This window comes from Pseudorhodobacter aquimaris, assembly GCF_001202025.1.
Taxonomy (GTDB): domain Bacteria; phylum Pseudomonadota; class Alphaproteobacteria; order Rhodobacterales; family Rhodobacteraceae; genus Pseudorhodobacter; species Pseudorhodobacter aquimaris.
This window is the reverse complement of the sequence record NZ_LGHS01000075.1, coordinates 1-20,604: the sequence shown is the minus strand read 5'-3', so window position 1 is coordinate 20,604 and position 20,604 is coordinate 1. Positions and strand designations below refer to the sequence as shown.

At 60.4% G+C, this 20,604-nt stretch carries 24 protein-coding genes and 3 pseudogenes; 4 read left to right on the top strand and 23 right to left on the bottom strand.

Annotated features, from left to right (window positions below):
• The first annotated feature begins 441 nt into the window (after nucleotides 1-441).
• Entirely contained in the window at nucleotides 442-1,083 is a 642-nt protein-coding gene (locus AKU94_RS16755; protein WP_083445111.1) for a hypothetical protein, read from the top strand.
• Nucleotides 1,084-1,175: 92 nt separating this feature from the next.
• Here AKU94_RS16755 and AKU94_RS16750 read toward each other — a convergent pair whose 3' ends face one another.
• A complete protein-coding gene (locus AKU94_RS16750) occupies nucleotides 1,176-1,436 on the bottom strand; it encodes a DUF6552 family protein (protein WP_050528405.1) in 261 nt (86 codons plus the stop codon).
• On the bottom strand, nucleotides 1,426-2,130 hold the full coding sequence (locus tag AKU94_RS16745; protein WP_050528404.1) for an SDR family oxidoreductase: 705 nt from the start codon (nucleotides 2,128-2,130) through the stop codon (nucleotides 1,426-1,428). Before AKU94_RS16745 ends, AKU94_RS16750 begins: the two co-directional genes overlap by 11 nt.
• Before the next feature lie 98 nt (nucleotides 2,131-2,228).
• Between AKU94_RS16745 and AKU94_RS16740 the strand changes: the two genes are divergently transcribed.
• Nucleotides 2,229-3,101 (top strand): LysR substrate-binding domain-containing protein, encoded by an 873-nt coding sequence (locus AKU94_RS16740; protein WP_050528403.1) that lies wholly within the window; start codon nucleotides 2,229-2,231, stop codon nucleotides 3,099-3,101.
• A 131-nt stretch (nucleotides 3,102-3,232) separates the two neighbouring features.
• On the opposite strand, the gene AKU94_RS20995 is transcribed toward AKU94_RS16740, so the two are convergent.
• The 11 genes from AKU94_RS20995 to AKU94_RS16695 all read right to left on the bottom strand — a co-directional run bounded on the left by AKU94_RS20995 (nucleotide 3,233) and on the right by AKU94_RS16695 (nucleotide 11,462).
• Entirely contained in the window at nucleotides 3,233-3,340 is a 108-nt protein-coding gene (locus AKU94_RS20995; RefSeq protein WP_456300042.1) for a Pam3-gp28 family putative phage holin, read from the bottom strand.
• Nucleotides 3,309-4,067: a C40 family peptidase gene (locus AKU94_RS16735; RefSeq protein ID WP_232295798.1), complete on the bottom strand. Its 759-nt coding sequence runs from the start codon at nucleotides 4,065-4,067 to the stop codon at nucleotides 3,309-3,311. Before AKU94_RS16735 ends, AKU94_RS20995 begins: the two co-directional genes overlap by 32 nt.
• A gap of 144 nt (nucleotides 4,068-4,211) precedes the next feature.
• Nucleotides 4,212-4,502 (bottom strand): DUF6127 family protein, encoded by a 291-nt coding sequence (locus AKU94_RS16730; protein WP_050528402.1) that lies wholly within the window; start codon nucleotides 4,500-4,502, stop codon nucleotides 4,212-4,214.
• Nucleotides 4,499-5,497 carry a hypothetical protein gene (locus tag AKU94_RS16725; protein WP_050528401.1) on the bottom strand — a complete coding sequence of 333 codons (999 nt, stop codon included), beginning with the start codon at nucleotides 5,495-5,497 and terminating at the stop codon, nucleotides 4,499-4,501. Before AKU94_RS16725 ends, AKU94_RS16730 begins: the two co-directional genes overlap by 4 nt.
• Nucleotides 5,494-6,315, bottom strand: coding sequence for an SPRY domain-containing protein (locus AKU94_RS16720; RefSeq protein WP_050528400.1), 822 nt, complete (start codon nucleotides 6,313-6,315; stop codon nucleotides 5,494-5,496). The genes AKU94_RS16725 and AKU94_RS16720 overlap by 4 nt, the downstream gene beginning before the upstream one ends.
• Nucleotides 6,312-6,986: a DUF2793 domain-containing protein gene (locus AKU94_RS16715; protein WP_050528399.1), complete on the bottom strand. Its 675-nt coding sequence runs from the start codon at nucleotides 6,984-6,986 to the stop codon at nucleotides 6,312-6,314. The genes AKU94_RS16720 and AKU94_RS16715 overlap by 4 nt, the downstream gene beginning before the upstream one ends.
• A gap of 48 nt (nucleotides 6,987-7,034) precedes the next feature.
• A complete protein-coding gene (locus AKU94_RS20550) occupies nucleotides 7,035-7,625 on the bottom strand; it encodes a hypothetical protein (RefSeq protein ID WP_050528398.1) in 591 nt (196 codons plus the stop codon).
• A gap of 162 nt (nucleotides 7,626-7,787) precedes the next feature.
• Nucleotides 7,788-8,012, bottom strand: a complete 225-nt coding sequence (locus AKU94_RS20545) for a hypothetical protein (RefSeq protein WP_232295797.1) — start codon at nucleotides 8,010-8,012, stop codon at nucleotides 7,788-7,790.
• Entirely contained in the window at nucleotides 7,955-10,165 is a 2,211-nt protein-coding gene (locus AKU94_RS16705; protein ID WP_232295796.1) for a phage tail protein, read from the bottom strand. The genes AKU94_RS20545 and AKU94_RS16705 overlap by 58 nt, the downstream gene beginning before the upstream one ends.
• Nucleotides 10,152-10,418: a hypothetical protein gene (locus AKU94_RS16700; protein WP_232295795.1), complete on the bottom strand. Its 267-nt coding sequence runs from the start codon at nucleotides 10,416-10,418 to the stop codon at nucleotides 10,152-10,154. The genes AKU94_RS16705 and AKU94_RS16700 overlap by 14 nt, the downstream gene beginning before the upstream one ends.
• Nucleotides 10,419-10,601: 183 nt before the next feature.
• On the bottom strand, nucleotides 10,602-11,462 hold the full coding sequence (locus AKU94_RS16695; RefSeq protein ID WP_050528396.1) for a phage BR0599 family protein: 861 nt from the start codon (nucleotides 11,460-11,462) through the stop codon (nucleotides 10,602-10,604).
• Nucleotides 11,463-11,743: 281 nt separating this feature from the next.
• On the opposite strand from AKU94_RS16695, the gene AKU94_RS16690 reads away from it, so the two are divergent.
• Nucleotides 11,744-13,834 carry an acyltransferase family protein gene (locus AKU94_RS16690; RefSeq protein ID WP_050528395.1) on the top strand — a complete coding sequence of 697 codons (2,091 nt, stop codon included), beginning with the start codon at nucleotides 11,744-11,746 and terminating at the stop codon, nucleotides 13,832-13,834.
• Nucleotides 13,835-14,257: 423 nt separating this feature from the next.
• Here AKU94_RS16690 and AKU94_RS16685 read toward each other — a convergent pair whose 3' ends face one another.
• The 8 genes and pseudogenes from AKU94_RS16685 to AKU94_RS16665 all read right to left on the bottom strand — a co-directional run bounded on the left by AKU94_RS16685 (nucleotide 14,258) and on the right by AKU94_RS16665 (nucleotide 19,630).
• Nucleotides 14,258-15,415, bottom strand: a complete 1,158-nt coding sequence (locus AKU94_RS16685) for a hypothetical protein (protein ID WP_050528394.1) — start codon at nucleotides 15,413-15,415, stop codon at nucleotides 14,258-14,260.
• On the bottom strand, nucleotides 15,408-15,704 hold the full coding sequence (locus AKU94_RS19835) for a phage tail tape measure protein (protein WP_157056591.1): 297 nt from the start codon (nucleotides 15,702-15,704) through the stop codon (nucleotides 15,408-15,410). Before AKU94_RS19835 ends, AKU94_RS16685 begins: the two co-directional genes overlap by 8 nt.
• 189 nt (nucleotides 15,705-15,893) lie before the next feature.
• The gene (locus AKU94_RS19830; RefSeq protein WP_157056590.1) at nucleotides 15,894-16,526 is read right to left on the bottom strand and encodes a hypothetical protein; all 633 of its coding nucleotides are present in this window, start codon (nucleotides 16,524-16,526) and stop codon (nucleotides 15,894-15,896) included.
• Between the two features lie 72 nt (nucleotides 16,527-16,598).
• On the bottom strand, nucleotides 16,599-16,838 hold the full coding sequence (locus tag AKU94_RS19825) for a hypothetical protein (RefSeq protein ID WP_157056589.1): 240 nt from the start codon (nucleotides 16,836-16,838) through the stop codon (nucleotides 16,599-16,601).
• 846 nt (nucleotides 16,839-17,684) lie between these two features.
• Nucleotides 17,685-17,886: pseudogene (locus tag AKU94_RS20945) on the bottom strand (hypothetical protein); the annotation flags it as partial.
• A gap of 128 nt (nucleotides 17,887-18,014) precedes the next feature.
• Entirely contained in the window at nucleotides 18,015-18,167 is a 153-nt protein-coding gene (locus tag AKU94_RS20540) for a DUF7697 family protein (RefSeq protein WP_456300041.1), read from the bottom strand.
• An 83-nt stretch (nucleotides 18,168-18,250) separates the two neighbouring features.
• Nucleotides 18,251-18,688 carry a hypothetical protein gene (locus AKU94_RS16670; RefSeq protein WP_050528393.1) on the bottom strand — a complete coding sequence of 146 codons (438 nt, stop codon included), beginning with the start codon at nucleotides 18,686-18,688 and terminating at the stop codon, nucleotides 18,251-18,253.
• 3 nt (nucleotides 18,689-18,691) lie between these two features.
• A pseudogene (locus tag AKU94_RS16665) lies at nucleotides 18,692-19,630 on the bottom strand (phage tail tube protein).
• A 107-nt stretch (nucleotides 19,631-19,737) separates the two neighbouring features.
• On the opposite strand from AKU94_RS16665, the gene AKU94_RS16660 reads away from it, so the two are divergent.
• On the top strand, nucleotides 19,738-19,947 hold the full coding sequence (locus AKU94_RS16660) for a hypothetical protein (RefSeq protein WP_050528392.1): 210 nt from the start codon (nucleotides 19,738-19,740) through the stop codon (nucleotides 19,945-19,947).
• Between the two features lie 40 nt (nucleotides 19,948-19,987).
• Here AKU94_RS16660 and AKU94_RS20535 read toward each other — a convergent pair.
• Nucleotides 19,988-20,122, bottom strand: a pseudogene (locus tag AKU94_RS20535) (acyl-CoA transferase); the annotation flags it as partial.
• Between the two features lie 28 nt (nucleotides 20,123-20,150).
• Nucleotides 20,151-20,604: integrase core domain-containing protein (locus tag AKU94_RS16655; protein WP_157056588.1), on the bottom strand; the 454-nt coding region annotated here is incomplete at its 5' end.

Below are 20,604 nucleotides of genomic sequence, written 5' to 3'. Positions count from 1 at the left end.
CGGGGCAAGGATATTGTCTACATCAACGCCACATCAACCCGCGAATGCGCGTTTCGCGCTGTGTTTGCAGCCGAATGCGCGTGAATGTCGGTGAATGCGGTGTGGGAAAATCCGTGAAATCAAAGCCTTATCACTTAAGGCGCTGATTTAATTAACTTATTTTAATTGCTTGATTATAGGCTCATAACCTGAAGGTCGTAGGTTCAAATCCTACCCCCGCAACCAAAATATCTAACCATTACAAACACTTAAAGCCCGATAAAAACACTTGTGTATAAGCACTCCCGTTTTACGTCAACGCCACGTCAACGTTTGACAAGCCCCCTGAAAACAGCGGGGGCCTTTTTGATTCTGGTACGATCAGCAGCAGCGTTGCATCCGCCACCGTTGAAACCATCCTTCGCAACTGTCACATGGCTAAGTCATACCACGGAGGCGCAGATGACCGTCAAAACCACCCTCAGCTTTACCGACCGCCATCACCACTTCGTCGCGGAAAAGGTAGGGCAGGGCGTGTTCGCTATCCAGAGCGCAGCAGTTGCAGCCGCCCTTGAGCAGATCCGGTACAATAAAGTCATTAACGAATACGACTTCCCACCGCTTGAGGTGCTGCACTACGTTCTGATCACCCTCCGTCTGGGGCGGCACTTCAAAGGCGAGTTCAAGCTGACCAAGCGCGGTGCGGAACTGGCCCAGGCGCCGGGCAAGCTGTTTGCCGAGTTGATCCCTTTCTTTGTCCTGAAACTCGACCATGCCTCCTATGCCCGCTTTGAAGAGCGCCCATTCGGAAAATGGGATGTCTGGATGAACGTGATCAACGTCGAGGCTAACCTCGGCACAACCGAACGCGCGCTGTTCGCGGCCTTCTATGGCCAAGAGCATGATTGGGATAATGCCGGATGGCGAGAGATGGCCGCCTTCTCGTCCTGCGCCTTGCACCCGCTCGAGTGGGCAGGGCTGCTTATCCAGACCCGTGAAGAGCGCGACGGCAAGCACGTGCACCACGTCTTCAAGACGCCGCTGTGGCGCAGCGCACTCAAACTGGACACCGATGATATGTTGCAGCCCGTGAAGGTTCAGTAACCTTCCGACAAGAGCGGGCGTTCGCGATTGATGCAGCAAAGGTCTCAAATGAGCCCATTTTACCTGATGCTGCACTTTCTTAAATGTCTGGTTCACGACGGAGACCCGCTCGCCATTCCCGCAATCATCGCACCGAGTGCGACAAGATGGACCAGCATCAACGCCCTGTCATTCCACAACACGCCAACAGCAAACCACCCTAATACGCCGATCAGAAACAGATAGAGGTTCCATGGTGTCCATCCGAACCTTGTAGCGGTGTAGCCCATGATCTGGATGATCGATGCGCCCCATTTGACCGCAAACACCCCGCGGTCAAATCGTGGACGCTCGATGACAACATCAGACGGCACGGGTCAGACCTCCGTCGATCCGCAGGTTTTGGCCAGTTATGTAGCCGCCACCTTCGGAAGCCAGCAGCGAAATCACCGAGGATACCTCTTTCGCCCGCCCATAGCGCCCCATCGGAATGCGGGCCTTGCGATCTTCGGTTTCCGGAAGGCTATCAATGAACCCCGGCAGGACATTGTTCATGCGAATATTGTCGGCGGCATATTTATCGGAAAATAGCTTTGTGAAAGCAGCAAGGCCCGCCCGGAAGACGCCCGAGGTCGGGAAGAGTGGATCAGGCTCGAAGGCGGCAAATGTCGAGATGTTGATGATGGTGCCGCCGCCCTGCGCCTGCATGACAGGCGTAATAAGGCGTGTCGGACGGATGACGTTCATCAGGTAGACTTCCATGCCCTTGTGCCAATCATCATCCGAAATCTGCAACAACGGCCCTTTGGGGCCATGGCCCGCGGAGTTGATCAGGGCGTCCACACGGCCCCAACGGTCCACAGCACCCTGCACCAATGCAAACAGGTCATCGGAGTTGGTGTTGGAGCCAGTGACACCAAAGCCGCCCAGCTCAACGCCAAGCGCCTCGCCTTTCCCTGACGAAGAGAGAATGCCCACTTTGAAACCATCTGCGGCCAATCGACGGGCGGCATCTGCGCCCATGCCACTTCCGCCTGCGGTGATGAGCGCTACTTTTTCTACCGACATTATTCTCTCCATTTCGACTTTAGCATAGCAATATTACATTTCTTTCGATATAGCCCCTGAGAATTGATGCTTCATGCCTGTAGGAATACTATCGCCAAATGTCGCAACTTCCTCCGCTCAACGGGCTACGCGCATTTGAAGTGGCTGGTAGGTTTCTGAACTTCCGTGCTGCTGCGGGTGCACTCGGCGTCACTCAAGGGGCCGTCGCCCAACACGTTCGCCAGCTTGAGGCGCATCTGGGCATGCCATTGTTTGAAAGACTGCCGAAAGGGCTGGCCTTCACTTCGGCGGGGCGAAGTTATCACGTGAATGTTGCCGCCGCGTTCGACGCACTTCGCAGTGCGACCGATCAACTAAAGCCAGAACCCGGCAAAGTCCTTGTGAGCGTCACGCCAACATTCGCGGCAAAATGGTTGATCCCCAACTTGCCTGAGTTTTCGGCCAGGCACCCTGAGATCGACCTACGCATTCTGGCAACAGAAAAGGTCTCAAGCTTTCACGGCGACGGTATTGATCTAGCTGTCAGGCAGGGCAGGCCGCCATTTGGTGCCTCCCTCGACGCTCACCTGTTGTTTCGTCAGGAGGTTATCGCAGTCGCAGCATCAAGCCTTGTTTACGGGCACACTTTGCCTGTCAGTGCTCAGGTCATGTCGTCTATGCCCAAGCTTCACGACTCGCATGATCTCTGGTCGGAATTTCTGGGATTGTTGAATATCGAGGACAAAGGAGGTCGTGGACTGCGCCTTAGTCAAACGTCCTTGGCCGTGGATGCTGCACTTTCTGGTCAGGGCGTGGCTCTGGTAAGCCGATTTCTTGTGGCTGCGGAACTTGAGGCCAAGCGATTGATCCAGATTACACCACATACCCTGTTCGGCGAACAGGAATTCTACCTGCTCGCGACGCGAAAACCCAAGCTGAACGCCGCGACAAATGCAGTGGTGGCGTGGTTTTTAGAACGAGCTGAAAGGTAGTCCCTTTCTGACTGTGCCAAAGGAAAACTGCCAATTGCAGACATTGGAGCAGTCGCAGCGAATTCAGACTTTGTCCGCAGTGCGGTCACTCAAGCTGAATGCCCTGAATAACCGCGCCGCTGCAACTGGTCCTATCGCGCCCGCTTATCCGTAACCGACCAGACCACCGACCCAATGGTCAGCAGCGCGCCGATCACCGGTTCGATATCAGAGGCTTCGACATATCCCTTGGCGACCAGCGCGGTGCCAGCGACGGTCAGAATTTGGCGCAGCAGCGCCAGGATTGCAGGTTTCAGCATGGTTTTCTCCTGTTCGGGTTTCATTGGTGGTTGCGAGGTATTCGCCCGGCTTCATCGTTGGCAGACGCTGCGGGCGGGGCGGAAACGTTGCGGGCCAACGCGCGCCGAGCAGGCGTGACTTGGCGATCCGCGCGATGGTGACGGCATCGGATTGGTTGCCACCCAACACGTAGAAATGCATGTCGTCCTGACCGATCGCGAAATCGACGTGGCCACCGGACCCGCGCTCGAAGATCAGCACGGCGCCAGTGATCGGTTGCACCCCGCGGCCAAAGAGCAGCCAATTCCGGGCCCAGTAGGGATTGGTGCCCAACGCGCCAAGCAGCGGTTCGTCAGGCAGCCCGATACGGATGCAGGTTTCCACGAAATCCCCACACCACGGGTTCTTCGACGGATCGCCCAGGGACCGGCCATCACGTTTCAGCCAATCCATTAGCCAGGAGCGGTCACGGGCCTCATGGCGGCCCAACGCTGACTTCGCCTCAGTGATCCAGGGCAGCGGGCCGGGCGGTGCCACGGATGCCGCGCGGCCGTTCGCCGCCAGAAGCGCTTTCAACGCGCGGGCGGTGCGCAGACCCCAGAGGCCATCAATGGCGCCGGGAGAATGGCCAAGTTTATCAAGGCCGCTCTGGATCAGGCGGAGGGGTTCACGTGTATCTGTGGGCATGGGAAGGCTCCTTTCGCCCGTCGCCGGGCATGAAAAAACCCGCCTTGTGGGCGGGTCTGGTTGGATCGGGCTTGCTGGCGGGGTGATCAGTCGGTTTGGCCGCGTTGGAAAGCTTCAAACTTCAAATCGGGGATGGCGCGGGTGTCAGCCACCCGAGCCAAAGATTTTTATCTTCAGCGCGATGCCTGCGAGCAGCGCCAAGATGATGCCTGTGGTGATGAGTTGAACCGCGCTTTGAACGGCGGTGCGGCGCACAAAGCGGATGGCATCGAGGAGGGCGCGCAGATCCCGGATATCGAGGGCGGCTTCCTTGCCATCGAGCCCGACATCGGCAAGCGCGCGCTTTGCGCCTTCTTCTGCCGCCCGGGCCAGCAATTCCTCAAATTCGACATCGGGCATGCGGACGTGGTTCTCACCGGAGCGATGCGGGCTCATGCCGAGACGATCCGGACTTCGCTTGGGAGCGTGAGGCTGGTCCAGGCGCTGTTGTCGGCAGGGTTCACCGCCCAACTGGAATAGAATGCCTTTGGCGCGACCATCGGCACGGTCAGGGGCGGCGCGTCATAGTTCACGCCGCCTAGGCGCAAGAACCCGGCGGTGGCATCGGGTCCGTCCGTGCCGCCTTGGGCGATCTGCTTGAGATGCAAGCCCGCGATGGCCGAGACCGACGCGGGCCCCGTCGGGCCGGTGAGCGAGAACGACATGCGCTGGCCCGCGGAATTGCTGGCAACCCGGGTGGCGATGTCGCTGTCCTTCAGCGCATCGATGCTGCCGATCATCTGGTTGAAACTGGCGATGGCGTTCGGGCTGCGGCGCACGAACCGCCGTCCGATAGTTGAGACCCCGTCTAGCGCGGCAATATGGGCGTAATACCAGGTGCGTGTCGAGGAGGCGCCGTGAAGGGCCGTATTGGCAAAGAGGATATGCCGCGGCTTGCCCTCGGCGCTTGTATTGGCTGCCGTGGCCGCCGTCTGCAGCACGCCTTCGACATAGAACTCGACGGTGATCTCGGCGCCGACCGACAGGCGAACGTCGATCCATTGCGGCTGACCGTTCGGCGCCAGGTAACTCGAGCTGCCCTGTACGCTGGTGTCGCCTGAGGCGATGGCGTGATAGCGATTGGTCGAGGTGATCGGCTTGATCTGGGCGATCATCACGTTGTTCGCGTCATAAAACTCCAGAAAGCTCGTCTCGGACCGGGAGATGCTGTTGGCGTCGGTGTTGGGCGGCACATAGCGAAACCCGAGCCAAAGATCCCCCAGGGGCTCAGCGACGGCGATAGAAAAGGGTGCTGAATAGGTGCTCCCGCCAACATGCCGGATGGCGTTTATGTCGAGGGTGGCATCGAACCCTCCGGCCGTGGTGCTCAGCAGCCCCGAGATACCGGCGATGTCAGTGGGCTGGTGGCCCAGATGCAGGATGTAACTCATAGCAATTCCACTTCGATATAGAGGGCGGTATGGGTGGCGGTCAGGGCTTTGCCGCCACCAATAACGAGCCAGGCGTCAAACTCACCAACGCTGAGATCCTTGTCCCAGCCGAACTCAAAGAAGACGTCGGCCTCAAAGATTGAGAGATCGGGGTCCGCAAAACCCAGCGCGCGCGCGACGGGCGGGACGGGATAGCTGAACTGCGAGGGCAATGAGCGCAGCGTGCCGCCATCACCGGAATTGCGGCCCTGGATTTGCGGATAAAAGGCGGTGCTGCCGCCTGCGGTCCAAGTGGCAGCACCACTCACCGGATCGCTGTGCCAGATGCCGTTCTTGCCTGTCCAGAGGCTGGCTGTGGCCGGATCGAGAATAAACATCAGCACATCGCCGCTGCCATGGGATGGCAGACCGGTCATGCGCTGGGAGGATGCTGTAGTATCGGAGGACCAGAGCGTGCCGTTGCCGCGCCAACCGATAGAGCCCAGCGTGATCGGGTTGTTGCCAGCATTGAACTCTTCGCGCTGTTCGGCCGAGACGACGCCGAAATAACCGTCGAATGCGGCGGCGCCGCCTGGGGCGCATAGCACCTCCCAATAGCGCCGCCCGTCCGAGGGCAGGATCGCCTTGGCGGTTGGCACCCAGCGCTGGTAGTTGGTCCCGCCCGAGGTGTTGACGGCGGTTTGGTTGTCATTCGAGAGCGTGTAGCCTGCAGGGCGACGGGTGACGTCCAGTTGCCAGATGCTGCCAATATCGAGCGGGGGGCCTGCACCGGCAGCACTTTGCTCCAAGATCGCTGCGCGCAGCATCAGGCGGCTCATGCGACGGATCCGGCCAAGGCGCCTTGAATGATCCAGGCATCTACCCCGCGTTTGGTCAATGCCGCCCCCGCCCATTGGCCGGTCAACGCCACCGATCCGCCTAAGGTGCCATTTAGCGAGACGCCCGATGCGATCGTGATCGTTGCCGCCCCGGTCCCCACTTGCGTGATGTTGATCAGAGTGCCGATCTCGAACGGCACGCTCACCTCGGCGGGGATTGTCACGGCGACGGCGGAGGAGCCGGTGGCCTCAATGATGCTGCCGGTGTCGCTTATTTCCAGCGTATGCGCCGTGGCCGTTAAGGTGCGGATCGTCACAATGCCGGGGCGCTGCACCTCAATCCATGCCCCGGCGCTGAAGCGCACATGGCGCGCCTCGTCGGCGATCCAGACTTGCCAGTCGTCCTGCGGCGGCAGAAAGACCCAGGCCGGGGTTCCTGCGATCTCATCCCAGAGTGCGATGGTATTGGCATTGGCACCGGCTGCGGCGGGCACGATCAGAACCTGGCCTGCGCTGCCAGTGGTGGGCAGCGGCGTGCTGCGCGATGCAGCGCGCGCCTGGATAAGTGCCGAGAGGCGCCGCAGGTCCTCGCTGACGCTGGTGCCCCAATTGCGTTGACCGGGATCGTAAAAGGCGCGCAGCCCCAATCCGGGCATGATCCGTTCCGGCATGCTCGTCCTCGTTCGTTGTGGTTTTGGTAAATGTGACAGTGGCTATACTTAGGCGCCCCAGAGAAAGCCCCAGCCCCGATCCCACCCGGCGGCAATGGGGGCCGTCAGGCGAAACCATCTGGCTTCCCGATCCGAGAGCCAGGCGCCCTCAACAAGGCGCACAGATCGCACGGCCACATTGATCTCGGCGGTACGGTAGGGGGCGCCAGTCTCAGAAATATCATCCGGAGCAAGGGTCCAACTGCTGGTAAGACCCGCATCAATCACGATGCCCGCAGGCAGAATGGCTATGCCGGTGTCCGGGTCGATCCATCGGACCTCGATGCTGTAGCGCACCCTTGGCTCTGGCCCGATGGAAGCGGCCGTGTGATCGGTGATCACCGGGCTGGTCTGGGTTAGCCGGTCGCGATGCGCCCAGCTGAGCAGCAGATCACCTATGATCAGCGCATCCACATTGGGGGTGTAGCTGCCATTGCCCTGCACGCGGCCGGGCGGCAAGGGCCGGATCGCGCGGCGGTCCAGCGTGAGGATGTCTTCGGGTGCCAGCGCAAAGGCCAGTGTTCCGCGCCCGGTCTCGGGCAACAGCCGTGCGGCCAGCGTCTCGCCAGCGGCCCATGCGTCTTCGGTGATCCGGGCCACCTCGTCAAAGAAGATGACGGGCGTTCCGGCCGCATGCGCGCGCGGAACAGTGTCGAGGCATCCGCGCCCAACTGTGATCGCCGTGGCCGTGATCCCGTCGACCCGAACAAGTTCCCCGCCTAAGGCGGCCAGCGTGCCGATGCCAACCTCACCGATATCGCGTCAGCCGGTCACTGCGATCACGCGCACCTCTGGATCATCGGGCTGGTCCGCGGCCAGCAGGGCCGTGGGCGCGAAGGCGACCACACCTTCCTGCGCAGGGCCAGTGCCGGAATTGACCCACAGCTCGGCAGCCAATGCGTCCGCACTTGGGCGCTCGCCAGTGGCTATCAGCGCGCCTGCACCGGGATCCTCGCCAAGGATGCGGTCGACCTCGCTATGGCCCAACTCGCGTACCAAGAGCCAGTAAGGGGCTTCCTCGACCATGCGGCGTGCCAATGTGCGCGGCGGGGCGGCGACACCGCTGCCGCTTGGTTGTCGTCCGCCCGCGATTGCGGTTGCACCCAGCGCAAAGACATCCTCGGCGATCTTGAGCCGGATGCCATTGTCGCGCCCGTCGCCCTGTCGATCTCGGAAATGCGCATAACAACATCCGCAATCCCGCGGCGCGCCGAGTTGACCAGGATCACATCGCCCGGCCCAAGGCTCGCACCCTCGCGATTGATGACAATCTCACCCGCCAGCAGCGGGGCGGAGAGCGCGCGCAGGTCGCGTTCGGCGACGCGTACGGCCAGCCCCTGATAGCGGATGCCTGGGTAATCAAGCGTGGTGGCCAGCACTTCGCCCATGGCCTGCACCCGGGCGGTATCGGTAACGCTGACAGCGCCGGTGTCGTCGGTCCAGGCATCGGTAAACCTGACGGTGACGCTGTTGACCAGATCGGCAGGCGAGCGGCGCCCGAGGCGGCCCCAATCGACCACATTGGTCTCGTCGAACACAGGGATACTGGCCACCGCATAATCGGCCCGGACGAGCTTTAATTCCCAAAGCCCGCTGCGCCGGTCGATGAACAGCGTGGCATCAATATGATCTAGAATGCTGCCAATGAACGCATCAATGGAGCTGTCTTGCTGCCAGATCAGCGACAGCCCGAATCCTTCGGTGTAGAGCGCATCCGCAGCCCCCGTGAAACTCACCCCGATCTCGACCGTGGAATAGCCCAGACCCCAATCGCGGTTGGTCAGGCATTCTCGGATGATATGGGCCGGGTTCATGTCCGGCCCATTGCCAAACGCCCCGCGCAAGGAGGCCACTAGCGCTTGCGGATTGCCGGGCGGGATGACCGGCACGCCGTCAACGGGCGTGTTGTCGATGCGTGCGGTGTAGGTCGTGTTCGTGAGCGCGATGTTAAAGCCGAAGATGTCGGTGGGGGGCAGGGTGCGGATGAGGACGAGGGCTGCCTCGACGGAAGAGGTGGGCGAGGGTTCGCCGTCAGTCACAAAAATCACGATCCGGCGCTTGGAACCGCCACCTGCGAAGAAGGCGCTGGCATCTGTGAACGCCGCATCAAAGCTGGTGCCATCCGAGGTGGTATTGGGCAGCGCCAGCATCCAGCTCTCGAGGGCCGCGTAATCCTCCGAGCCCATGCCGCGCCGTTCAACCGATCCGGCGACGGCAACGTTCCAGAGCACAATGCGGATGTCATTGGGCAGGTCGGGATCGACACTGGCGCCAATCTCGCGGATCAGGGCTGCCACGCCTGCCTTCTGGGCTGCCATGCGGGTGCCCGACATTGAGCCCGAGACGTCGAGGGCAATGTAGATCGCGGCATCCGAGATATTCGCCTCTGGGACGATGGCGGCCTTCTCTGGGTACCATTGCGGTGAACCTGCCTCGCCTGTCAGCACCCGGGTGAAGCGGACGGCCCAGGGTTTGAGGTAGGGGTTGATGCCAAGATAGGCTTGGCGCAACACCAGACTGCAAAGCCCACGGTAGGTGGGTACATCGCCGCCCATGCGCGCGGCGAGATAGTCGTTCGGGCCCTGGCCGGGACCGCCCATCAAGACATCGACATCGCCGACAATACCGCCCTCGCGGCTTTCGCCTCCGAAGAGATCGGGTTTATCGATGCGGATACGTCCGCCGCCAGCCCCTGCGTTGCTGGTCCCTGTCGTGGCCTCAAACACCACGACCGATTGTGCGGGCAGGCTCAAGGCTTCGGGAAGGACGGTCCAGCGCGTTATGTTGGTCGCGGCATCATAGGCAACGCTTTGCAGCGTGATGGTCTGGCTGGAGCCGTTCGCTAGGGCGAGGCGGTAATCCCGCCCGACGCGCACGCCTGCGCGCATCCACGGGAAAGTGATCGTAGCACCACTGTCGCCTGCCAAAGCTTCCGTTGCGGATAGGCCTGCAACGGTGCCGATCCGGGTCTCGACGGCGGCGCCACCGCCGCTGAAGTTGCCGCCCGTCGTGACAGACCAGGCCGTGCGGCGATCGACGAGGATCTCGCGGATCGCATCCACCGGTCCGTGGCAAAGCGCGAGATGCACGCCCAGCGAATAGCGATAGCCGACGGTTTGAGACTTGCTACTTCCGCCCACCCTGCGCCTCCGGACGTCCTGACACCAACCCTGCCGCGATCCGTGTCTTGGCCTCTTGGATTACGGGTTCGATCAGCGCATCGCCGGTGCTGTGCAATCGCTCGGACGCGATGCCGTGATCGAGGAACTCTTGCCAATCAAAGCCATGCCTTTGAAACCAAGGGCGCACGCCCGCGAGGCAATAGCGGGCGGATCGGAGGTCTTGAATGGTGACCCGCAGCGATGCTGGCGAAGTTTGATCCGGGTCTGTCACTTCTTGCCGCCTTTCTTCTTGATGGGGACGACGCGGAGGTCTCCGGCCCAAACGACGTTGGGGCCAGTGATCAGCATGGTGCCGATAGGAAATCGCAGACAGCACGAGCCCGAGCACGAGCCGCGCGATAAAGGTCCAGGCCATGTGGGGGTGCCGTTTCCTGTTGGGGGGCGCGGGGGCGCGTCAGACGATGGAACTGCCGCCAAAGGGATTGCGGCCCGGGATCTCGGGAAAGCCCCCGAAGTTCAGGATATTGACGAATTTTGCAGCACAGGTGGCGGCGCGCAGATCGCAACCGGGAGCGATGTCGGCGAGGACGGGCAGGGACGCGCCTGTGACGGGATCGATCTCGGGGGCGGCGAGGGCTGCGGCCAGATCTGGCATGGGGCGTGAGAGGGTCAGAGCCGCCCCTGCGTGCCCCGTGATAAACCCAAGCTGGGTGCCGAACCGCAACACCCCACCGCGAAACCAGCCATCGGGTTGGGCTGCGGCCTCTGGGATTGTTACCGCAGTACCGGAGGCAGCCGTCACTGTTCCGGTTTGCCAGTGCAGCGCAATATCGAGCCCGCAGCCGCGCCCATAAAGCGCGTGGCGGCAGAGGCGCTGATACTTTGCGCGCACGCCCGCGCGGCGCAGGGTGCTGAAGACGGACTCGCAGGTGAGCAAGATCCGCACGCCCTCGACTTCGGCGCCAACCACACGGCCTTTCCAATGCGCGACGGTCTCGCCCAAGACCTGTTCATGCCCGCGAAAGATGGTCAGTGTCATCGGCGTATTGCCAAGCGGGGCGAGAAACCGCCGCGCAAAGGGATGCGAGAGCGGCCAGGTTAGCACCAAGCGTCCACGCTCAATCTCGCTGGTTTGCGCCACATCGACGTGTGCCACAGCAGCGGATCTCCAGGTAATGGTGTCGCCGCCGCTGCCTGCGCTGAGCCAATCCTCGGGCCTGCTGGTGAAACGCCAGACCTCTGCGCCCTCAATGAACTGGTAAAGGTAATAGGGGCGGCCATCGGCGGGGGAGGCTTCGATGGTGTCGTAGGTCATGATGGGGGTGTTTCCACGCATAGGGTCAGGCGAACAGGTTGCACCCGCGACCGGGATGACGGTGCATTATAGGGCAGCACGGCGTGTGCAGGCGCGTGTCCCAGGTCGTTGCGGTGGAACAGGGGTTGTTCGGATGAAAGAGCGGGAGCGGGCCTTCACTGCGGTGGTGACCGAGGTCTACAATGCGGGACAAATTTGTTATATGGCCCACTTTCTCAAACTCGTATAAATACCGCAAATCCGGATCAGGCTGAACGCTGAACTACAGGAATGAGAAAATTTTGTCTTCTGCGGAATATACAACGACAGCTTACAGGGCTGAAATAGACGGACTAAGAGCCTTTGCTGTGCTTTCGGTTGTTTTATATCATGCATTTCCTGCGCTCTTAACGGGCGGCTTTATCGGCGTTGATGTCTTTTTTGTGATTAGCGGGTATCTTATTACTGGCCACATCTTCGCGAGCCTTGACCAAGGCAAGTTTTCTTTTCTCAACTTCTTTGGCAAACGCATCCGGCGGATCTTCCCAGCCCTCATTCTCGTGATGGTTAGCTCTCTCACTTTCGGCTGGTTCGCCCTGATGTCAGAAGAGTTCCAACAGCTTGGACAACATGTTGCCGGTGGCGCTGCGTTTATCGTCAATTTTATACTCGTGGGCGAAAGCGGATATTTCGACACCGCAGCAGATACCAAGCCCCTGCTTCATTTGTGGAGCCTGGCCATCGAAGAGCAGTTTTATATCTTCTGGCCAGTCGTTCTGTGGCTAGCGTGGTGGCAGCGATTTAATCTCATATGGGTCACATTGTTGGTTGCTGTGTTGTCGTTTTACTTCAATGTCTGGTTCGTGGCGTCGAAACCGACCGAGGTTTTTTTCTGGCCCTTCGGCCGCTTCTGGGAAATGTTGAGCGGTAGCGTTCTTGCTTGGCTAATGCTCTACAAGCGGGATGCGCTTGATCGTGCCAAGATGCGCGTCGATACATTTATTGGGCGGGCCGTGCCCTTGTGGATCGTGCCGGGAAAGTTGGCGCTCACTGAAAATGTTATGGCCCTTGGGGGACTTTGCCTCCTGATCTACGGTTTTACCGAGATCAGCTCAAACGTGCCGTTTCCGTCCATCTGGGCCCTTGTTCCGGTTTGTGGTGCCATTCTCATCATAGCAGCAGGAGCAACTGCGTGGTCCAATCGGATTTTTATGATGAACCCGGTTGCTGTATGGTTTGGACTCATCAGCTATCCACTTTATCTCTGGCACTGGCCCATTCTGTCGTTTCTCCAAATTGTCGAAAGCGGGGAGCTTCCGCATAGGAATGAACGCATTTTGGCGGTCATTTTGGCGGTCATTCTTGCTTGGTTCACAATCAGGTTTGTTGAAAGGCCTTTGAGATTTGGACACCGGAGCGTTCGCCTTAAGATAGTCGGTCTAACGGGCGCGATGTTTTGCGTAGGTATGGCTGGGCTCGTGATAAGCCGAACGGACTTCTCTGAGTCGCGCAGGCTCGAAGACCTGCTCATCAAACGCCCGGGAGCCGAACACATTTATGGTTCATCTTCCAAATGGTATCGGGGGAAGGATGGGTGGCTCTTTTTGGGGAATGCATATGATAACACAGTTGCAAAACTGAAGCTCGCCCACATCCCCCTTCCGGAGGACACTGCCCGGGAGGCAAGGCTCTTCGCGAACCTCGCTGAAGCCGCAGAAACGGTAAACACGTCGGTTGCTTTATTGATTGGCCCCAACAAATCGACGGCCTATCCGGAGTTTCTACCCAACAAGATCAAACCTTCTGACAGGCGCTATGTAACCTATTTTACAGAACAATTGAATGCTATTCCGAATATGATTGTGGTTGATCCGGTCGAAGACTTTCTGCGTGCTAAGGCAGGCTCTGGATTGTTGTATTATAGAACAGACACGCATTGGAATGATAAGGGAGCGTTTCGTGCCTTCTCAACTTTGGCAGAGCGCATGGGCTGGCCCGTCCCCGAAGTGTCATTTGAAGCTGGCGAGCTGCACCGGGGTGATTTGATCGCGATCTCCGAGCTTCACGACTTTCCGGTTGCCGTAGGCGATAATTGGGAAATCGGATGGGGTAGCAATCCAGACTTGGAAATCATGTCTCTTCCGAGCCTGCCGAAAACCTCCTTTGACCGTGCGAAGATTGTGATTAACAAAGCCCCACTGTCTGAGCAGACCGTATGGGTTATTGGTGATTCATTCACAAATGCTCTGGCGCACTACATCGACGCGACCTTTAAGGAGGTCCGTTATCTTGGACACTGGAAATCAAACCTTCGAACGCTTCCTGAAGAACTTATTAGTTCAGAGGAAAAACCCGATTTAATCATAGTGGTCCGCGTGGAACGGTCCTTTTGAGCCGAAGCAATGAATGACTCTTACGTTTCCTAGCTGGACTGCCAAGCCTTGCAAGCTGACTCGGTGAGTGATCGGTTCGATGTCTGTGTATGAACCACTAAAATACTTGTGAGCTTTCCGCGAGCAGTGCCCATTTCTATTATTGCTCTTTGGTAGATGCTGTAGTTGCGAAGCCCAAAAACAGTCATGCATCCGAAGGGGCCATGTGCGTTTTGATCCGCGTATATGGCCTTTGCGATAAGCGCCACGAAGGTCGGTTTCCAGACCTTTATGGTGTCCACATCGGGCTTGATCTGCCGTTAACCGCACCGTCCAGTAAGGCTAGATCTGGAACCGGCGGCGCTGTGTGCTGCCACGCCTACGCCCTTTTTTGATCGAGCACGTCTCGTATTGTTCCTCCTCCTTCCATGCCTTTACCGGACCTCACCCTGCAACCTCCACGACCGGCAATGTCACTTCGCTCGCCACTGCGCCATGCCGGATCTCCACCCTGTCAGCGTCAGAACGCACCATCGTCATGAAATGCACTTTTGTGCCTAAGGGAATCGGCTCACCGAGGCTGGAGGAGATCGTCAGACGGTGATCGATCCCATCCGGGATGGCGGCCGTGATCGTCCGAAACCGCAGCGCCCCGAGTATTTCCAGCAAGATCGGGCGTCCCACATAGCCCGCCAGTGACGCGACAGGTGCCACGCGCATCAGCGTCGATCCTGAGGTCATCGCGGCCCGCAGTTGCAGCTCGCGCCCCCAGGTTGGCAGCCAGAAGCTCGATTGGCGGCCGCGTAACGACCAGAGCCAGCGGCGCTGCGCCCAGCGTGCGGGCGCGCTTTGGGCCTTGAGCGTGATCGCCTCGCCGCGCTCAAACACATCGCGCAAGGGCTCGACCATAACGGGGCCGAAACCATTGTCGACATATTCCACTGCGTTGCGGAAGCTGGCGTTGACCGGGCTGCGCACAAGGCTCGGGTTGGTCTGTACCGGACGGCCGAGATAGCTGGGTAGAACGGGCACCGAGAGGTCAGCGGCATCGCGCAGCAGGAAGGTCGCTGTGACCATGCCATCACTCTGACGACGCCGCGTGAACTCGATGGCCGAGGCGAGGACGCCCTGCCGAACGGGGGCGACGGCGATGCGAGCGGCGTTGACCGACAGCGCGGGCAGTTGCATGCCCAGTGGCTCTGCCAGGAGAATACGATCCGCGGCCACGGTGACAATCTCGACCAAAACGGCTTCGCGTCCATCGATGGCAAGGACTGCAAACTCTGCCGCCCGGAAATCCGACAGCGTGGTGTCCAGCAGGATCTCGGTTGCCCCCTGTGCGAGATCAGCGGTCGGCTGCAGGGCTAGGTGCCAAAGCGGTACCTGCCAGCCGCCTGCGAACCCCGCGCGTGACAATTCTGCAGCGCGCGCCATGCCACGGGCATCACAGCGATGCTGGAGTGTGATGATTTCGCGCGGCCGGGGCCGCAGCGCGATGCGCTGTTCTCCGGCCTGCGCTGACAGGATATCCGTGCGCCATTCCAAAACTTCGGTGATCTGCTGTACCGCCGGGAGGGGCCATAAGGGCAGTTGCTCAGGCATTGATGGCCCCGCGATTGCGGCGGATGACGTTCAGGATGTCCCGTTCCCCCGAGGGCGTGGCGAGATAATCGCCAACGACGCTGGGATCGAGCACGTTGATGATGCGCGTGGACATCTGGGCCGCGGGGGCCGCGCCATCGCCGTTCATCTCGACGCCGAGCCGTCCGCCACGTCCGCGCTTCAACGGCATGATGGCCTCTGGTCCCGCCTCGCCCATCAGCCCGATGCCCGAGGCAAAGGGAAAGACGGTCGGGCGATTGACGACCCCACCGCGTGCAAAGGCGGTCATCTCTGAACCACCCGCAAACACCCCACCCTTCGCAAATCCAAAGAGGCTTGCAAGAAAGCCACCGCCGCCGCTACCACCCCCGCCAGAAAGCGCATTGATCAGGGCATTCTCAATCGGCTTGAAGGCAAGATCGATCAGCCGGGATGCGAGGTTTTGGGCGATGCGCGAGATTGCCCCGGCAAAGGTCTCTCAAGTGAACTCGCCGGATTTGAGGGCGTCCTTGATGGGGCCGGTGATATCTTGTACCAGACCTTGCGCGATCTCGCGGGATCGCTCGGCAGCGGCAAGCACGGCTTTGGACGTGGCTTCCCAGGCATCTTTTGCGGTCTTGGCCGCATCGCTGAGCGCTGTCCCCGCCGCACGCCCCGCACCCGCGGCGCGGTCCGCCGCAGTGCCAGCACCATCGAGCGCGTCTGAGAGCCCGGCAGCCGCGCCCTGCGCTCCGCCGAGACCATTGGCCGTCTCAGCCGTTCCCGCAGCAACCGCCGCGCGCAGGGCGGCCACAGACTGCAGGGGTGCTGTCGCCGCCGTCGCAACCTCGCCCATCATCTCCTTGAGGCGCGCCGCCTCGCTCCGGGCCGTCTCGGCAGCGGTAGTGAGCCCCAGATCAGGTGGCGTGATCGGATCACTTGAAAACGCTGCCTGAAACGCCGCGCGCGCCTCGGCACCGGCATTCGCCGCCGCTCCGGCAAAGGGGTTCTCAACCCCGCCAAGTTCGATCGTGCCGATCAGGGGCACACGCTTCTCGATGCCTAGGACATCAAGACCGGCGTTGATCCCCTCTAAAAACCCGTCGATCCGGCCCGCTACGCCGTTCAGCATGGCTTCGACACCACCGATCATTGCGTTAGCAGCGCCATAGGCAAAGTCCCCGATGGTGGCGGGCAGGGCGCCTCAGAGCACTTTGATCGCATCAAAGGCCCCTTGGAATGTGTTCAGCGTGGCATTGCCAAAACCTACCACGGCTTCAAGCCCGGTTTGCAACGCGGCAGCAATGCTCGCGCTGATCTCCGTCCAGCCCGCAACAATGGCGAGGTCCAAGGCCACCATGCCAAGATGCATGCGGTCCCAGACCTCGCGGGCAAGATCCCCCAAGAGCCCCAGTGCCGCCCCAAAACCGCCCGCGCCTTGCACCAGCCGCCCGAACTGAAAACACCAACTCGCCCGTACCGACGATCAGCGCGCCGATCCCGGTTCGGATCAGTGCGCCTCGTAGGATCACAAGCGCCGTCGCGAGGCCCCGGACGGACAGGACGGCAGCGGCAAGCCCTGCAACCCAGCGCCCCGCCATGAGACCGGCGAAGGTGGCCGCGTAAGCAGCTATGCGCCCCATATTGGAACCCAATGCTTCAAGAGCAGTCCTGAGCGCGCCGCCTTCGCCTGCCAGGGCCACGAAAACCTCGGCCAGCCATGTGACCGCCGGGGCCACGGCCACAGCGATCTGGTTGCGCAGCCCATCGAACACCAGAGAGAGGCTGCCGAGCGCAATCTGCGTCTGGCGCAGAGAGGCCAGAGCCTCACCGTCAAAACTGCGCCGACCGCGCGGGCCTGATCGCCAAATCGCGTCATCTCGGCCCCGCCATCTCGCAAGAGAGGCAGGAGGCGGGTGGCATCTGAGGCCATGGCCTCAAGATAATAGGTCATCTCCTGCTGGCTCAGACCGGCACGGTCGAGAGAGGTCACATAAAGCTGCAGGGCTTCGGGCCCCGAAAGCCGGGCAAACTGATCGGCCGTGACGCCCACGCGGGGGGCCACCTGTTCGAAAAAAATCCTTCATCGGCCCGCCGCCGGTCTGCAAAAAATCCCCAACCCGGTCGTTCACGTCCTTCAAGATATCTGCGAGCTTTTCTTGCTCGACCCCGACGGTGCGCGCGCCTGCCGCCCAGCGCTGGAAGCTCTCGGGTGTGGCATTGGCCACTTGCGCGAACAACCGGATCTGATCTGCGCTCTCAGCGGCGTTGCGCACGATGATCCCGAGCCCCGCAGTTGCGGCGGACGCTGCCGCCGCCATCGCGATGCCAGCCCGCCGCGCAAAAGCGGCAAGCCGGGTGTTTGCCGCATCCATCTCGCGCGACAGACGCCCAAAACCCCGGGCGCCTGCGTCGCCAATGCCCTCCAGCTCTGCGCGCACCTGGCGGCCGCCGACCGCTGCGAGGCGGACAGAGACGCGTTTTTCTGCCATGGGGGAATGTCCTTTTAAAGCGTGTCGCGTTCAATTGAATTCACCGGACCGGGCGAACGCGTTATGCTTCGCAAACGCTGCCTCACCCGGTCCGGTGAATGCGTGAACCCGGCTAAACGCGATGCGCTCTAGTCGCCAGACAGATCAGTCTGGCTGTTTTGTTTCGTCATGCCGCGCACCATTGCGGCCTCAATCCCGGGCAGAAGCTCAACAACGGCCCGCGGAGAAATGCCCAGCGCCGTTGCCATGGCCAAGGCTGCGGTCATGTCCCAGCCTAGGATGGCGCCCGGTATTGCGCGGATCTGACCACCAAGGCGTTGTGCGAGGTCCCAGACCTGCCAGCCTTCGTGGGTTTGGGGCGCGTTCAGGATTTGTGGGCAGTCTTCGCAGTGCCCTTCGCAGGCTGCGCAGTAGCGCTCGCCCCCACCGAAGACCCAATCGGCAAGGACGGTGAGCCGTTTTTTTCGGCCTCGAGCTCCAGACCCTTGGCGACATAGGCTGTCTGGAACCTCTCGAAGATTGGCCAGAGGTCCAGAAGGGCGTCGATGGCCTCGGGGCTTGTGGCGATAGGAACACCGTTCTCGTCCCCCACACCCTCCCATTCGATAATGGCATGGGTGGCAATGGACTTGGCAAAGACCACGGCGATACTGTCGTCAGGTGTGCCGGGGGCAATAGTGCGCACCCGTGGATCGGTGCGGGCGGCAACCATGATAGCCGTCGTGAGGGGGTCGACCTTGATGCGCACGCCAAGGGCCAGACCAAGCCACTCAGCTTCGCGGGTGAGGTTCAGGCGCAGCATGGATTAATACTCCTCAATGTCGTTGATAAGGGTGGCAGTGCACATCCGGCCCAATGTGGTGTCGCGGGCTGCTTGCCAATCAAAACTGGCCTGTACGCCCTGCGGACCGGAAATCTCGATCCGGGGGCGCGGCAGATAGACGGCATGGGCGGTGAAGGTGAAACTTTCGCCGGAGGGCAGGACGTAGGCAAACTAAAGCGCACAGGGATCGCCCGCGATAGCCTGGTTGACCAGGACCTGATCGGCAAAGCGCACCTCAATCTTGCCGGTCAGGGCTGCGATGGACGGGTCGGCCCCGTCGATACGGCCGTCCGAGCGGATGGTCTCAATCCGGTCGAGGCTGTTGGCATAGGTGATCTCGGCCGAGACGATATTGCCCAAGCTCGCGCCATTGCGCGTGATCGCTCCGTTGAAATGCCCGAACCGTTTGAGGGCAAGTTCGGCCAGCGCGCCCGCAGCAGACGTGCTGGCAACGGCTTCGCCCTGTGCGACGAGGCTTGCCGTCGCGGTCAGCAGCCCAGATCGCTGCATCTGCCAATTGAGTGTGTCGAGCACGCAACCCGAATACATGGCAAAACGGGCCACCTCTGGCATGCCGGTCTCGATCGACAGGCTGGGCAGCGTCCAGCCCCCGGAGCGGAACGCGTGGGTCCAAGGGCCGGTGCCGGTGGTCACAGGTTGCCCGAAGGCCGCCTTCAGCCAGAAGCCAAATGTGGCCGCATCAATCGGCAGGACGACATTGCCGTCTGCCGTCACCGCGTCCTTGATCGGCGCCAGAGGGTCGCGGCCATAGCCCAGCAGTTCGCTGTTCAAGAGCGGCTGTTCAGACCCCAGCGTGGTGCTGGCGAAGGGCATCTTGGTGAAACCGCCAGCAGGCGGAGTGCCGTAAACTGTCTCGAACGCAAGCGCCATCTGCGCCCGCGCGCCTTGCGCACGTGCCATGAAAAGTGTTCCTTTTTTTTGAGTTACCTGTATTCGGGCATTGTACAATTTTGTAATTGCCCGGAATTTACTGGCAGTGTGATCCGAAGGGAGTTGAAAGAAGCGTTATGTTTGAAACTGGGTTCGGCATTTTGTTTGCGCTGGGGGCGTTTTTTTTCGCACTCTGGATTTTTATCCTGCTGCCTGCAGGAATGGCGTCGAAGCGGGGCCGCACTGCCTTTGGATGGGTGCTTTTAAGTTTACTTTTTTCTCCAATCCTGGCCTGCCTGCTGCTCCTTCTGCTTGGAAATAACCCGAACGGCAGGCGTGATTATTAGATGAGGTCTGGCACTTTCTGTTCAGGCCTTTCGCTTTGGGTCAGAGAAGCGGACCACTTGTAGAATAATGCAACACCACGATGATCACCGCCGCCTTTAGGGCTGCAGCGCCCTCAATTGGTAGATCTACCGAGGCCGGGGCTTCGGGTTCGACCCAGTCGCACGGTAATCCCCCCCTTTTTAACGAGGTGCATCCGTAGAACTTACGCGGCCATTTTCAGTTTCTGGGCGGGAGTGATGCCGCCGATGCCCCGCTGTCCGGCAACGGTTTGCAAGCAAACCGTGAGAGGAATGTTCGGGCGGTCGTTGTTGTATGTCCATAGCCATTGCGTGGCGTGATCTTGTGCCTCCTCTATGCTTTCGATGATGTATTGGTCCAGCCATTCATGCCGGACCGTCCGGTTGTAGCGCTCAATGTAAGCATTCTGTTGAGGTTTGCCGGGTTGGATGTGTAGGATGGTAACCCCTTGTTCCTCGGCCCATTTCATTAGCTTTCCACTGATGTATTCCGGGCCGTTGCCGACTCTTATGGTGCCGGGCTTGCCACGCCATTCGATGATGCGGTTGAGGCTTCTGATCACGCGTTCCGCTGGCAAAGAAAAGTCGACCTCGATGCCCAATCCTTCGCGATTGAAATCATCCAACACGTTCAAGAGC

Excerpts from the sequence above, each read along its gene's own strand:
- AKU94_RS16755 (WP_083445111.1), top strand. The coding sequence starts at position 442 with ATGACCGTCAAAACCACCCTCAGCTTTACCGACCGCCATCACCACTTC.
- AKU94_RS16745 (WP_050528404.1), bottom strand. The coding sequence starts at position 2,130 with ATGTCGGTAGAAAAAGTAGCGCTCATCACCGCAGGCGGAAGTGGCATG.
- AKU94_RS16740 (WP_050528403.1), top strand. The coding sequence starts at position 2,229 with ATGTCGCAACTTCCTCCGCTCAACGGGCTACGCGCATTTGAAGTGGCT.
- AKU94_RS16735 (WP_232295798.1), bottom strand. The coding sequence starts at position 4,067 with ATGCCCACAGATACACGTGAACCCCTCCGCCTGATCCAGAGCGGCCTT.
- AKU94_RS16730 (WP_050528402.1), bottom strand. The coding sequence starts at position 4,502 with ATGAGCCCGCATCGCTCCGGTGAGAACCACGTCCGCATGCCCGATGTC.
- AKU94_RS16725 (WP_050528401.1), bottom strand. The coding sequence starts at position 5,497 with ATGAGTTACATCCTGCATCTGGGCCACCAGCCCACTGACATCGCCGGT.
- AKU94_RS16720 (WP_050528400.1), bottom strand. The coding sequence starts at position 6,315 with ATGAGCCGCCTGATGCTGCGCGCAGCGATCTTGGAGCAAAGTGCTGCC.
- AKU94_RS16715 (WP_050528399.1), bottom strand. The coding sequence starts at position 6,986 with ATGCCGGAACGGATCATGCCCGGATTGGGGCTGCGCGCCTTTTACGAT.
- AKU94_RS16695 (WP_050528396.1), bottom strand. The coding sequence starts at position 11,462 with ATGACCTACGACACCATCGAAGCCTCCCCCGCCGATGGCCGCCCCTAT.
- AKU94_RS16685 (WP_050528394.1), bottom strand. The coding sequence starts at position 15,415 with ATGCCTGAGCAACTGCCCTTATGGCCCCTCCCGGCGGTACAGCAGATC.
- AKU94_RS19835 (WP_157056591.1), bottom strand. The coding sequence starts at position 15,704 with ATGACCGCCTTTGCACGCGGTGGGGTCGTCAATCGCCCGACCGTCTTT.
- AKU94_RS19830 (WP_157056590.1), bottom strand. The coding sequence starts at position 16,526 with ATGCTGAACGGCGTAGCGGGCCGGATCGACGGGTTTTTAGAGGGGATC.
- AKU94_RS16670 (WP_050528393.1), bottom strand. The coding sequence starts at position 18,688 with ATGCTGCGCCTGAACCTCACCCGCGAAGCTGAGTGGCTTGGTCTGGCC.
- AKU94_RS16660 (WP_050528392.1), top strand. The coding sequence starts at position 19,738 with ATGTTTGAAACTGGGTTCGGCATTTTGTTTGCGCTGGGGGCGTTTTTT.